The organism is Parendozoicomonas sp. 2304DJ65-17, assembly GCF_058148445.1.
The window spans coordinates 254008-267344 of sequence record NZ_JBYVJV010000005.1 but is presented as its reverse complement, the minus strand read 5'-3'; the positions used below and the strand labels follow the sequence as shown (position 1 = coordinate 267344).

The following is a 13337-nucleotide window of genomic DNA, read 5'->3' as shown; positions in this document are numbered from 1 at the left end:
AACGCTTCTGGTGTAAGGTTGATTTAGAGGTTTGTATGGGCGGTGTGTTCACCGGTGGTTAGCAGATCAAACAACCTGGTTCAGTTTCGCTTATTTACTCAGCAGCAGGTTTTGAAGAATTTGTTCATAAATATCTGAAAGAGTATTCAGGTCTTCAGCTTTTACCCGTTCATCAATTTTATGGATGGTGCCATTGCAGGGGCCAAGTTCCAGAACCTGGGCTCCAGTGGGGGCGATAAAACGGCCATCGGATGTGCCTCCGGCTGTAGAGAGTTCCGTGTCATACCCGCAAACAGATTTAATTGCTGCCACAGTAGCACTGACCAGCTCACCTTTGGCCGTTAGGAACGGCTGTCCGCTAAGATTCCAGTCAATGTCATATTTCAGGCTGTGGCGATCCAGCAGAGCTTCAAACTTGGTGCGCAACCCTGAGTCGGTTTGTTCCGTGGAAAAGCGGAAATTGCAGACAATATTTACATCGCCCGGAATCACGTTGGTGGCACCAGTGCCAGCCTGAATATTGGAGATTTGGAAGCTGGTGGGGGGGAAGAATTCGTTGCCTTTATCCCATTCCGTCGTCGCCAGTTCTGTAATAGCGGGAGCTGATGTATGAACCGGGTTTTCTGCCAGGTGAGGGTAGGCCACATGCCCCTGAATACCTTTGATGGACAATTGTGCTCCCAGTGAGCCCCGTCGACCATTTTTAATTACATCACCGACTTTATTTGTGCTGGAAGGTTCTCCTACCAGGCACCAGTCGATTTTTTCACTGCGGTTTTCCAGGGCCTCAATAACTTTCACCGTGCCGCAGGTGGCTGGGCCTTCTTCATCACTGGTAATAAGTAAAGCGATAGAACCCTGATGATCAGGATGGTTCTCAACAAATCGTTCTATCGCAACAATGATGGAGGCAATACTGCCTTTCATATCTGCCGCGCCACGACCACAGAGATAACCTTCGTGGATACGTGGCTCAAAAGGAGGAAACTGCCACTGATCTTCCGGGCCAGAAGGAACCACATCGGTATGGCCAGCAAACACAAATAGCGGACCACTATCGCCTTTTCGTAACCACAGATTATCAACGGTGCCATGATGATCGCTGTATTGCATGGATTCCGCTTTAAAGCCAAGGGGAGCAAGACGATCGATGAGAAGTTGTTGGCATCCGGCATCTTCAGGAGTGACTGAAGGGCGGGAAATCAGTTCGCAGGCCAGTTGCAAAGTGGGTGACAGCTCAGACATCAGGGCATTCTTCTGGTTTGTTTGGCACGAATAATAACAGATTAGGGGCTGTTGATGTTTTATGTTCCGTTGAGTTTGACCACAAAAAACCAACAGTTCCTACACTCAAGTTTGCTTCCAGAGTGTTTTCTATTCCATACTGAGGAAATGGCTGTCGTTGTACTTTTGTTTAAATAACAATCAATTCGAAGGGATTTACCAAGAATGAACAGCTCTCAGTTACTGCTGGTGCACTTTCCTGAGGAGTTTGCCGCACTGCCCTGCGTACACGCTCGTGTTTACGTTGGGGTGATGGAAAAAGAAGAGGAAGGCATGTACCAGATTGGCTGGGCCATGTATTTCTATGAAGATGAAGAACATACACAGGCCAGCGAACAGGAACCTCAGTATGTTGTGAAAGACCTTTCACTGGCTCCTGATGACCTGAACGCTACTCTGGATGCGTTTCAGGAACTGCCTTCTATTTATGGTGATGATGACCAGTCCTGTAATTACAAGCTGGTTATTACTCACTGATTCCAAACCTGTATACAGAGCGCTGTTATTACAGCGCTCTGTATGACTATTTATTCCATATCATGCATCTGCAGATCGAGTGCTGTGGTAGAGATATGAATCTCAATCGCGCAGAACAACAGCGAAGCCAGCAGCAGCAAAAGGCAGGCACCGAAAACCAGCAATGCTGCATGCTCCATTCCCAGATACAGCAAGAACATATCCATTACACAGAAAATAAAGCTGCCGATTCCTAATCCCTGCATATATTTGATCAACAGCATCCTGCGTCTCAGATTGACGATTTGATCAGGCAGATGTAGTTGGTCTGGATTTACCTGAAACTCCTTGTGAAGGCTGCGGATCAAGGTGGCCAGCGCAAGAAACTTATTGGTGTAAGACAGGAAAAGCAAAGATATAGCGGGGAAAAATAGCGCTGGGGTTGTCAGGGTGAGCTGCATGTAGTCTCCATGCGTGTGGCTAAAACAGCAAAGCTGGGTTTATTTCGTTCTATTTTAGCCACCATTTATAGATGGTTTTCACCGATTTCCCCATTAGTAAAAACACAGAACCTCAACGTTATTCATGGTGATGAGACTGGATCATTTCATCATCCACGGCTTCTGCGAAATGCATACCCCGACGGTCAAGGTGTTCTCCGGGAATATCAGGCAGATGTGTAACCGGCCAGAGATAGGCCGTGGTACTTCCCAGTAATGCACCAATAGCAAGGCCAGCAAAGCCCCCACTCAGGCCAGCAAGAACAACACCTGTAATACATCCAACGCCAGCTCCTGCAATTCCCGCAGCAGATAACTTACTGATTTCCATAATCTCTCCCTAATCCTTAGGTCCTGAAAAATGAAATATCAATGTCTATACGCTTCGAAGGAACAAATGGATCAGCCCTTGGTGATCCTGATAACTGGTGATATAAACAGGGCATTGATAAAAATAATAGTGCTAAAAGTTCCCTGGATCGGGGCTTTTACAGTTGTAAGGGAGGGAGACAATGTTTGAAGGGATCGTAAAAGGCTTTGCAAAGGTTCTGGCCACTATGCATAGCCCGAGCCCAGCCTGGTTAGGAATGGATCGGGATATGCGTAAGTTGATGTCCCTTTTTCAACGCATGCCATCTCCTGAGACGCAGCCGCCCCAGAAACTGCGCCGATCTTATCGTCTAAGTACATCTCTCTGGAGTCTTCCGGCTCAACCATCAGTCGCAACTCGGGATGAGATTGTCAGCGAAGATATAACCCTGCGCTGGTACGAATCTCCGAGGGAGAATGACCAGTGCCTGGTTTATTTTCACGGTGGTGGAATGATGGTAGGTGATTTACAAACCCATGATCGTTTCTGCCAGTGGGTTGCCAACCGCCGTGGTATGACCGTTGTTGCGGTTGATTATCGTCTTGCTCCGGAAAATCCATTTCCTGCTGGATCTGAAGATGCCATTAAGGCCTGGAATCATATTGCTGCCACTTGGAGCGATGCCGGGAAAGAGTTGAAAAACCTGGGCATTGGGGGCGACAGTGCCGGCGGCTATCTGGCAGCTATGGTGTGTCAGCAGTTTGTTCGTCCCGGTCTTTCCGTTAAACCGGATGTTGCGCCAGCCTGGCAGTGGTTAATTTATCCGGTAACTGATTGCACAGAACGTTCCAGCGATGCCTGGGGAACCTACAGTCATGATCTGGTGTTGACCAGCCAACTGATGAGTCGTTTTCACGACAACTATGTGCCAAATGCTGAGCAGCAAGGTTTGCCTGAAGCTTCACCTGGATTAGCTACTGATGAAGTGTTTGCCCAGTTGCCACCGGCGATTGTGATTACGGCAGAATACGACCCTCTGCGGGATCAGGGGTTGGCTTATGCCCGTAAACTCCGGTCGGCAGGTGTGGCTGTGGTTTCCCACCATGAACCCAAGTTGCCCCACGGCTATATCAGTTTTGGAGGTTACTCTGAAGGGGCACGGAGAGGTATTGAAAAAGCGATAAGCCTGATTGATGTCATCTGTCTTCAGGCTCGCAGAACTCTGCCCGGGCAGGTCGATAAAGTAACTGCGGATAAATCCCGTCAAACCCTGTTTCTGGATTAGTCAGGAACAGGGTTCTTCCATTCCCTGCAACAGAGCCATTTTCATCGCGGCGGGTGCTGCAAAGGATGAGCCTCTAAGAACTTTCCAAAATGTTTTCGGATATTTTTCTTTTGGTGTGCTGCTGTAGCCGGTCAGGCGATTCAAAGGAATATCAATACAGCGGTCACCATCCAGGTCGTAGCCGAGAGGTTCACCGGCTTCATTGTCGACACGTACCAATTGGTAAGCGGCTCTGGCATAGGTATCGACAAAAACATTGTTGGCTACAAAATGTTCCAGCTCCTGTTCGGATGCCCCCACAGTAATAACGCCCTGTGCAAAAGAGAATGTGTTGATCATTCTTCGGCCACCGTTACCGGCAATGGTGTAAACAGCCACGCCATTTCGGGCTAACAATTCCAACTCCTGAATAATTTTCCAGGTATCCATCCAGATCTGTGATTCCTTGCCCATGGATTTAACGGTTGCAATATATTGCTGTGCTTTATGTTTTTGGAGTGGTTGTTCAAAAGAGCTGACCAGTGTTGAAGATTCCCAAGAAAGCACCAGTGCATCTACAGGTTGAACGGACATCCGTGTATTTATCTTCTGCAGGTTTTCCAGAATATCGGCCATTGGATTTTGGTTATTGTGAATCGGGTAACTGATGAAGTTAATATTACGATGGGCTGCCAGCATTTTAACCAGATCACCGTGATAAAACGGTTCGGACTGTTCGTCCTCATCAATGTCCGTTAGTCCATACAGAGCCAGATGGTGATCCCGTTGAACGTCGGAGGTAAAACCTTCTGCGGGTGGAAAGAAACGATCTAGTATGGCAACCCGGTATTGCTGCTCAGTGTAAGAAGCGGGTTCAGTGAAGATTCCCTGCCCAGCAAAGCTGTGAGCAGATAAGAAAACAAAAAGGCTGAAACATAAAAACGTGTATCGATAATTCACTAACACCTGCTGGCATCCTTGCACATCAGAGAAGTAGGAGAGGGGTACGGGCAGTTATCGAGCAGCGTCTTAATCAATAATGCCTTCTTTTTAGAATAGCTCTCACTGGCAATACTGCCGGGGGGGATGTGCAAGAGATCAAACCAGAAATTAAGAATTTCTTTCAGTTCTTTGGGGTGAAGTGAGAGGTCACTGTCGTTTTCAATACAGGAGCCACCAAGAACTATCTGCACCCAGGGGCGGTACAGTTCGTGGCGAATAAACACATAATGAGAGCCAGCCCAGTAACTGTACTGATCTATATGCTGCAGATCTTCCGGAATCAGGCTGTGAGGAATTTTGAGTACTACAAGATCCCCTCGAATAGGCATAGATGGTTGGCAGCCAAAAATAGCACTGGCACCGTGTCCGCTGGCATTTATCACAAAGGTTTGGGTATCTGGTTGAAAGTGTTCAGTGAGTTCGGTGTAACTTTCCAGAGGGGAGGGGAGTTGGGTAATAGTTATGTTTTTCTGCAGGACTTCCTCCATTGAGTAAAGCAGTACTGATGAAGTGTCTACCTGTATAAAGCTGTCAAAAGATGTCATATCCGGGAAATTAAAAACTTCGCAGGTTGGTTGCTCAGCTTTGCTGTAATCGTTTCCCAAACATTGGGTGTAACCAAGTTCAGCAGCGTTCATCTCCGGATATAGAGGTGTATGAAAAAGTCGGTTAAGGTCTTCAACCTTAGGCTTCTTCTCAGAATAGGAATTGGCCGGCTCAGGGAAAACCAGAGCACGAACGTCTTTAACCGTTTCACTAAGGGCTGGACTCTGACTCATCTGCTCCCAGATTTCCTGTGCCCGAAGAACAATTTTTGGCCAACGCTTCTGGTCTTTTAAATGGCCGATATGAAGCGGCAGAACAAAACCACCTGCAACCTGACTGGGGAAATTATCAGCCAGGGAGGGTTCTGAAGTTTCTGGAAGAATTGTTGAACAGCCTCTGGGAAGTGCTGAAGCTATTACGCGAATAGTAATATCCTGCCTTTCCCGGTTATCCAGATCTTTACGCAGAGCCAGAGCGGTAAATATGCCGATATAACCGGCTCCCAAAATAATAACTTCGTTGTGTTTGTGGGGAGGAGAAGGTTGCAGGATTTCAGGGCAAACCGTGTGACTGATTTCTTCTGCAATTGCTGGAGCCAGGGTCAGCCCTGCACCACCAAAACCATAAGCGTGAAAAACCGGGTTACGGCTGGTCAGTGTGCGGGTTTTATCCCAGCCCAGGGCGATCGGTTCAGAAAAGTGGCGCTGACCGGTTAAGGCCTCTACCTCACCGTGGGTTAAAGCCAGCTCAGCAAGCCGGAACAGGTCAGGCAGGTGAATACGGTGTGCTTCGGTATTAGATGCCATAGGCCGACCTTTTGCCAGATCGGCCGAAGCATAGACGCTAGCCCAGATATTTCATAAACATGCTCCTGTTCTCGCTTGCCCTTTGCAGCTCTAAGAAAGTTTGGCTCAGTCGACCGTACTCCCTGGTACGGCGCTCTTTCGCCAAATTCCTTAGAGCCACAAATGCCTGCGCGAGATTCAGGCAGTTTATGAATTATCTAGGCTGGTTTCGGAATGGCACTATTTTATGAATTGGTTGAGATTCCAGTCATAGCGGTATTCAACAGCGCCCCTGAAGTTTTTCAGGTCAGAAGCCTTATCGGCTGGCGCGTATTTTTCCAGGTGTTCTCTGAGCTGCTCCATGGAGCCAAAGTCAGAACCGTACCAGTCATAGATACTGGAGAGAAACAGGACTTCACCTCTGATCTCAAAACCTTTTGATTGTTGGGCATAGCGACGAGCTGCCAGCTCCAGCATCTGCTCCTTGTTCTTTCCCGTCCAGGCCTGTGGGAACAGATCCGGGCAACCTACGCTGGCACAGTTTACGGCGTAGTGAATACGGGCATCTTTCCAGATAGGGCGCAGGATTCGGTGCTCAATATCGTTCAGGGTCAGTTCTTGACCAGCCACTTCGGCAATATCATTATCCCAGGGGCCAAATCCCAGCCAGCTGCCGACCTTGCGAATGGATTTCACGGGGTAGTTATCAAGAATCAAACGCACAGTAAGAGCGTTATAAAGGTTCACCCAGTAAGCAAACTGTTCATCTTTGTTATAAGTTCTTGGATCGAGGGACTGCATCTGGCTGAGGTAAAACTTCAGCATCTGCTTATCTTTTTCGGTAACTTCTTTGTATTTCACCCGGTACATGGTGCCGGTCATATCTTCCTGAATATAGGTTTTCAGAAAACTGTCCCATAGCTGGTGGTCTATTTCCTGGGAATTTCGTTCATCACTTTTATCCCATTTTGGCCAGTATTCTGCGGACGGAGCTGCGTGACCTGCCGACACAAGAGACAGTGTGAAAAAAAACGATAAAAAAATTAGCCTCAAATTCAGAACTTGTTTTCGCATAACCTGCTCCGGAAAGAATTATTCTCTGTTTTTCTCTTACTGAAATAAGCCTTCTTTGGATTCAGCGTTTTTCACAATCTTAATAGTTGAAAACCGGTGTAACCCCGCTGGAATCATTCCTGTACCATCCGCCGATCTTTTATCGTTCACCCCCTATTTCCGGAAGTTTTCGATGGATCGTGAGAGCTATCGTCAGCGGCGCAATTTCATTATTGAGCTTGGTAAAGCCCTGCATAAATTTGGTACCCCGGCCTTTAGGCTTGAGGCTCATTTACACAACGTGTGCCAGAGCCTCGACCTTGAAGGCTATTTTATAGTGTCTCCCACATTGTTCACTATTGTTCTGTGGGATCCGGAGTATCCAAAGAAACATAATTATCATATTCGAGTGCGTCCCGGTGACCTGGATCTTGGTTCTTTGGCGGTGACTGATCAGCTGGTGGATGAAGTTGTTTCCGGTGATTGTTCTGTAGAAGAAGCGTTGGAACGTCTGGAGCAGATTCATAGCCGCCCCGCAACGTTTGGCATGTTTTCTACCTTGCTGGCCTTTGGTGTTACCAGTGGTGCCTTTGCCATGCTGGTTGGGGGGAGCTGGCAGGATGCTGGAGTTTCCTTCATTACCGGATTGGTGATCTTTGCCTTGCTGTGCTGGGTGGAAGGTTCCGAGCGCCGGGGCGAAGTGCTGGAACCTTTGGCAGCCATTGTTTCTGCTATCTGTGCCAGCCTGATGGCGTACTTTGTACCGGGGGTGAATATTCCGCTGGTGATTCTCTCCGGCATTATTGTGTTTATTCCTGGCCTTTCGATCACCATGGCTTTGAAAGATCTGGCGGCGCGGCATCTTCTATCAGGCACCACGCGGTTGATGGATAGCCTGATGTGCCTCTGCAAACTCTACTTTGGTTCTGTGTTGGGCACAGCCATGATGGGAATGTTCGTGCCACATGACTCTATAGCAATTGGACCAGCGGTGCCGGATTGGACTCTGTGGTTCACCATCCCTCTGTTATCCATGACCTTGATTGTGGTGTTCCGAAACCGGTTGAGGGATATTCCCTGGGGGATTCTCTCTGCCGTGGTCGCTTACTTGGGCAGCGTGATCGGTGCAAGTTATCTGGGTGATAATGTTGGCCCGTTTGTGGGCGCGTTAATTGTTGGTCTGTACAGCAACATTTATTCCCGGATTTCCAATACACCATCTCTGGTTGTTTTGCTGCACGGTGTGGTTTTGCTGGTACCGGGGAGTAAAGCTTACATTGGCTTGAATCAGGAAGTAACAGGCAGTGCCTTTATGAATATGCCCCAGGTCAGTGCCCAGGCGTTTCTGATCTTTATGTCGATTCTGGCCGGTTTGATTTTTGCCAATATGATTTTCCCCTCCCGTAAAACACTCTAAGTGTTTTCTTGATAACGATTCAGCAATGCCTGTTGTTTAAGCAGGCATTGTTGTATTTGTTATCGGCTGTTGTGTTTTGTTGATGTCCATCAACATTCGTTGAATCACGAGTGATTATGGTTTTCCGCTCTAACCAAGGAGCATTTATGAAAGCCACACTGCAATGGAACGGTGACTACAACTTTAAAGGCCAGGTAGGTACTGGCGACGAGAATCACGAGTTTGTAATGGATGCGCCAGGCCGCGCCGGTGGTGATGGTGTTTCCATGACCCCAATGGAAGCGGTTCTCGGTGCTACTGGTACCTGTGCTGGTATGGATGTGACTATGATCCTGCGTCAGGCTCGCCAGAATATTAAAAATTGCAAGGTAGAGCTGACATGCGAGCGCGCTGATTCCGAGCCTGCTGTTTTCACCAAGATTCACATGCACTTTGATATTTATGGTGAAGATATTTCTGACAAGCAGATTGAAAAAGCACTGAAGTTGACTTTCGAAAAATACTGCACAGTATCTATTATGCTGATTAAGGCTGGCGTGGAAGTGACTTCCGATTACACCTTCCACCAGGCTTGATACTCAATCACCTTTGAATGCTCCTCAGGTTTTATTTATTGGGGAGCGTTGTATCCGCTGGCTTTGAATAAGAATATATCCCCCACTGATCACTACAACTGCACTGCCAATTAAGGTGAGGGCATCAATAGTTTCACCGAATACCAGCATGCCTAATGCTAAAGCAAACAATAATCGGGTATAGCGGAACGGAGACACCACAGAAATTTCCCCGGTTCTCATGGCAATGGTCAAGGCGTAGTAGGCAATGACACCAAAAACTGTGGCCGCCAATGTTTGTGCGCCGGACAGAAGTTGAATGTTCACCGGTGAAGAGCTGAAGGCCATAATAATCAGCCCGGTTGGTATCAGAATAAAGAATCCATAAACTCCTAGCTGTCGGTTAGACAGTACCGGTGGTGCTGCACGGGTGGCGAGATCACGCCCGGCAAAACCAAGGGTGGCAACTACGGCAAACAACGCATAAAAATCAAAACCTTCCAGTCCTGGGCGAAGAATCATCAGTACACCCAGAAAGCCAATGAAAACAGCTGTCCATCTTTTCAGGCCAACATGTTCGTTAAAGAACATAGCGGCACCTAACACCACGACTAATGGGGCGGCCTGTAGAATTGCCGAAGCGCTGGAAAGAGGCGTTAAAGTAATTGCGAGGGCAAAGGTTAACCTTCCCGTCAGCTCACAACTGGCGCGAACAAGAATTGGCTTCGATTGCAGGGCAGGGTGCAGAATCTGTTCGTGGGATAACCGAGTCCAGATAATAAAAACAGCGGTTCCGCCCAGACCAAACAACGTCATAACCAGCCCGAGCGATGCAGAGCTGGCAGCCGCTTTGATAAACATGTCCTCTATGGCAAAACAGGCCATAGCCAGCGCCATAAACAGGCTTCCACGAAGATTATCCAAACAGCACCATGTATTGAGTTCAAATGACTGAAACGCCCCGACACTGTAACAGTGTCAGGGCGTGGTTTTACAGGGCAGCTTTATTTTTCAGTATTGAACGATTGGATTAGCGGTTCAGACCAACCATATCGTTAAACTGCTCAATCAGGTCATCCATCTGTTCGGCCATGGCGAAGGTGCCCTGCCAGTAGTTGTCATGATCAGTCCACTGGGCATTCAGTTCCTTCACATCACGCTCCTGCTGCTCAACCCATGTGTAGTACTTCAGGTTGTGCACAGACTTCTTGTCCCAGTAACCCATTTCCTTAACGAAATCGATACCCACATTTTCCAGCAGATCGGCATCACGGTGTGCCTGGAACTCATTGTACGCACCACGCTCTTCAGTCATTTCAGACAAGCGGGAGCCGTACATCTTCAGAGAGTCAGTGCCGATAGTCACCAGAACCTGCTTCTCATCCATTTCCTGGTGCTTGGCAAACTTGATAGCGGCCACAACGTTGGCAATACCAGAAATACCCAGCAGGCTCAGCTTTTCAATCAGCTGAGGGTCAACGCCCTGGGCTTTCAGTAGTTCACGGCCTTGAGGCTCGTTGAACAGACGCAGCAGACGTACTGGAATTTCGTCGTCTACAGCCACGCCAGCGTCCATGTTGCGGCAGTCATGAATCCATGGGATGTGCTTGTCGCCGATACCTTCGATACGGTGGTCGCCGTAACCATTGTTCACGATAGTTGGGCATTGCAGGGCTTCAGCTACAACCAGCTTGGATTTAGGGAACTTATCCTTCAGGTAGTAACCGCCAGCCAGTGTGCCGCCGGAACCTGAACTGGAAACGTAGCCAGCCAACTGCATGCCTTGATCCAGCAGAGGCTTGATAGCCGCTTCAGCAGAAGGACCTGTTACGTTGTAGTGCCAGGTTGGGTTACCCAGTTCTTCGAACTGGTTGAAGATCATCAGGTCCTGACCGGAACGCTTCAGCTCCCAGCACTTGTCGAAGATCTCTTTAACGTTGGATTCGCAGCCAGGAGTCGCGATGGTTTCACCGGCAACTTTGGCCAGCCATTCGAAACGCTCTTTTGACATACCTTCTGGCAGGATAGCGATAGACTGACAGGCCATCAGGTTGGAAATATACGCACCACCACGGCAGTAGTTACCGGTGGAAGGCCATACAGCTTTGGTTTGCTCAGGGTTGAACTGACCCGTTACCAGACGTGGAGCCAGACAGCCGAAGCTTGCACCAACCTTGTGTGCGCCGGTAGGGAAGAACTCACCACACAGAACCACGATAGTCGCCTTACAGCCAGTCAGTTCTGGTGGCAGAACCAGATGGTTCACGTCACCATACAGGCCGCCTTTTTCCTTCTGCTCGTTGCGCCAAGTGATACGGTACAGGTTCAGTGGGTTCAGGTCGTTGCGGCCGATATCCTGCAGACCGTCTTTGATGTTCTGAGGAACGTGCTGCTCCGGATCACGCATCATCTTGAAAGTTGGCAAGGTGATGCCTTTTTCACGGCAATAGCGGGCAGATGCTTCCAGTTGCTTCTGGTTAATGGTCAGGTCGATAGTTTTCATATTCCCCTCCCCGGGGACAAAAATTAAAAGTTCGGTCTGGACAGGCCTGCCGACTTGCGTGACATCGACCCAACCTGTTCCTGTTTTTTATGAGGAGCTTCGGGGGAGTTCACCGAAGCTGTCTTTAAAGACCGGATTACGGGCGGTTGCTTACACCGCCAATTCATCCAGAGACGAAATAGGTTTTGGCAGATCCGGGCAGCCACTTGCTGCTGTTTTGGGATCTTTCAAGCCATGACCGGTGGTTAGTACAACAACCTTGTCGTTAGTATTTATTTGATCTCTGACTGCCAGCAGGCCAGCAAATGCTGTAGCACCGGCAGGTTCACTGAACAAGCCAGAGGTTTCAGAAAGTTTTTTCTGGGCTTTGAGAATGTCGCTGTCTGATACGGTGATGCAGCGGCCACCGAATTCTTTCAGTTGCTTCAGAGCGTGGTAACCACTGGCAGGCATATCTACAGAAATAGAATCCGCAAGAGTTGAGGCAGGCTTGGCTTCAAACTTGTGCTCTGGGTGGTTAAAGGCGCGGGTCAGGGTATCGCTGTTTTCAGACTGGATTGCCCAGATCGTTGGTACTTTTTCAATTACACCAGCCTGGTACAGATCCTTAAAGCCTTTGTAGACGCCGCTGAGAATGCAACCATCACCACAGGAGACAAATACATGGTCAGGGTTGTCTTTCAGTTGTTTGAACAGTTCCAGTGAAACGGTTTTCTTCCCTTCAATCGTCATAGGATTGAAGGCGGTGTTGCGATTCATGCCACCAAACTTCTGGCAGTACTCCATAGCCATGGCAAAGGCCTGATCGTAATTTCCATCAACCAGTACCAGACGAGCGCCGTATTGCTGACCCTGAATCAGTTTTGCAACAGGAGCCGCGGCAGGCAGGAACAGAGTAATACGCTGGCCAGCAGCGGCGCCAATACCTGCCATGGAAGAACCGGCGTTGCCAGTAGAGGCTAGAACGATGTCATTCACACCGTGCTGCTTGGCAAAAGCGGAGACCAGCCAGGATGCACGGTCTTTGAACGATGCCGTTGGATTGGCACCGCCATCTTTTACATAAAGATTGGGAAGATCCAGTTCTTTGCGAAGGTTGGCAGGCTGCCAGAGAGGGGTGTTACCAACAGGAATGGAAGCAAAGTGTTCTGCGGGTACCGGCAGCATATCGAACAGTGACCAGTTCTCACCGAGTATTTGATCCTGGTAAACCACTTCCAGAATACCTTTCAAAGGCTCATCGGATGTTTGGCTGGAAGAACAGGATGGGCAGACCATCAACTCAGGGGAAATATCATAGCGTTGACCACAGTCGGTACAGATATAGCTGGCTTTCAAGATCAGACCTTTGTACGGCTACTGACAGCGGAGCGTTGCAGCCGTGATTTTCTATTGATCATTTTTTGTATTGCCGGCATTTAGCTTTATCGAGTCTCTGCGGGCAGAACGCAGACTGCTGTTAACTGAAGATGCCAGCTGGGATGGGCTCAGTTTATGGACTGGGAAGGGGCAAACTTTGACGAATGTCGGTGTTTGAGAGTTTCAGGCATGGAGGCTAGGAAATAATTACTAGTGTGCTCTGTTGCCTAGCTGTTGGAGTGTTTAAAGGCTATTGAAGTTGAGCTTGGTAAAGAAGAGTGTACTTCTATCAACGTAGATAAAT

At 48.6% G+C, this 13337-nt stretch carries 13 protein-coding genes; 4 read left to right on the top strand and 9 right to left on the bottom strand.

The genetic code is table 11. The features are described from left to right. Positions 1-90 precede the first annotated feature (90 nt). Entirely contained in the window at positions 91-1245 is a 1155-nt protein-coding gene (dapE, locus tag ACY2RR_RS14825) for a succinyl-diaminopimelate desuccinylase (RefSeq protein ID WP_490108935.1), read from the bottom strand. A gap of 204 nt (positions 1246-1449) precedes the next feature. Between dapE and ACY2RR_RS14820 the strand changes: the two genes are divergently transcribed. Continuing rightward, a complete protein-coding gene (locus ACY2RR_RS14820) occupies positions 1450-1761 on the top strand; it encodes a hypothetical protein (protein WP_490108934.1) in 312 nt (103 codons plus the stop codon). A gap of 50 nt (positions 1762-1811) precedes the next feature. Here the strand turns inward: ACY2RR_RS14820 and ACY2RR_RS14815 are convergent, their stop codons facing one another. Together ACY2RR_RS14815 and ACY2RR_RS14810 are read right to left on the bottom strand one after the other, a co-directional pair. After that, positions 1812-2201, bottom strand: coding sequence for a DUF2721 domain-containing protein (locus tag ACY2RR_RS14815; protein ID WP_490108933.1), 390 nt, complete (start codon positions 2199-2201; stop codon positions 1812-1814). A 118-nt stretch (positions 2202-2319) separates the two neighbouring features. Next, the gene (locus ACY2RR_RS14810; protein WP_490108932.1) at positions 2320-2571 is read right to left on the bottom strand and encodes a hypothetical protein; all 252 of its coding nucleotides are present in this window, start codon (positions 2569-2571) and stop codon (positions 2320-2322) included. 181 nt (positions 2572-2752) lie between these two features. Here ACY2RR_RS14810 and ACY2RR_RS14805 point away from each other — a divergent pair, with 181 nt between their 5' ends. Beyond that, entirely contained in the window at positions 2753-3835 is a 1083-nt protein-coding gene (locus ACY2RR_RS14805) for an alpha/beta hydrolase (RefSeq protein ID WP_490108931.1), read from the top strand. On the opposite strand, the gene ACY2RR_RS14800 is transcribed toward ACY2RR_RS14805, so the two are convergent. From ACY2RR_RS14800 to ACY2RR_RS14790, 3 genes are all read right to left on the bottom strand, one after another. Beyond that, a complete protein-coding gene (locus tag ACY2RR_RS14800; protein WP_490108930.1) occupies positions 3836-4774 on the bottom strand; it encodes a hypothetical protein in 939 nt (312 codons plus the stop codon). It lies immediately after the preceding gene. Beyond that, entirely contained in the window at positions 4774-6168 is a 1395-nt protein-coding gene (locus ACY2RR_RS14795; protein ID WP_490108929.1) for a hypothetical protein, read from the bottom strand. The genes ACY2RR_RS14800 and ACY2RR_RS14795 overlap by 1 nt, the downstream gene beginning before the upstream one ends. 219 nt (positions 6169-6387) lie before the next feature. Further along, positions 6388-7221: a DUF547 domain-containing protein gene (locus ACY2RR_RS14790; RefSeq protein ID WP_490108928.1), complete on the bottom strand. Its 834-nt coding sequence runs from the start codon at positions 7219-7221 to the stop codon at positions 6388-6390. Positions 7222-7393: 172 nt separating this feature from the next. Between ACY2RR_RS14790 and ACY2RR_RS14785 the strand changes: the two genes are divergently transcribed. Then, the gene (locus ACY2RR_RS14785) at positions 7394-8617 is read left to right on the top strand and encodes a threonine/serine exporter family protein (RefSeq protein ID WP_490108927.1); all 1224 of its coding nucleotides are present in this window, start codon (positions 7394-7396) and stop codon (positions 8615-8617) included. Between the two features lie 146 nt (positions 8618-8763). After that, on the top strand, positions 8764-9192 hold the full coding sequence (locus ACY2RR_RS14780; RefSeq protein WP_490108926.1) for an OsmC family protein: 429 nt from the start codon (positions 8764-8766) through the stop codon (positions 9190-9192). Positions 9193-9216: 24 nt separating this feature from the next. On the opposite strand, the gene ACY2RR_RS14775 is transcribed toward ACY2RR_RS14780, so the two are convergent. From ACY2RR_RS14775 to thrC, 3 genes are all read right to left on the bottom strand, one after another. Continuing rightward, positions 9217-10095 carry a DMT family transporter gene (locus ACY2RR_RS14775; protein ID WP_490108925.1) on the bottom strand — a complete coding sequence of 293 codons (879 nt, stop codon included), beginning with the start codon at positions 10093-10095 and terminating at the stop codon, positions 9217-9219. 106 nt (positions 10096-10201) lie between these two features. Beyond that, positions 10202-11674 carry a pyridoxal-phosphate dependent enzyme gene (locus ACY2RR_RS14770; RefSeq protein ID WP_490108924.1) on the bottom strand — a complete coding sequence of 491 codons (1473 nt, stop codon included), beginning with the start codon at positions 11672-11674 and terminating at the stop codon, positions 10202-10204. A 150-nt stretch (positions 11675-11824) separates the two neighbouring features. After that, complete coding sequence (gene thrC, locus ACY2RR_RS14765; protein WP_490108923.1) at positions 11825-13012, bottom strand: threonine synthase; 1188 nt, start codon at positions 13010-13012, stop codon at positions 11825-11827. Between the last annotated feature and the right edge of the window lie 325 nt (positions 13013-13337).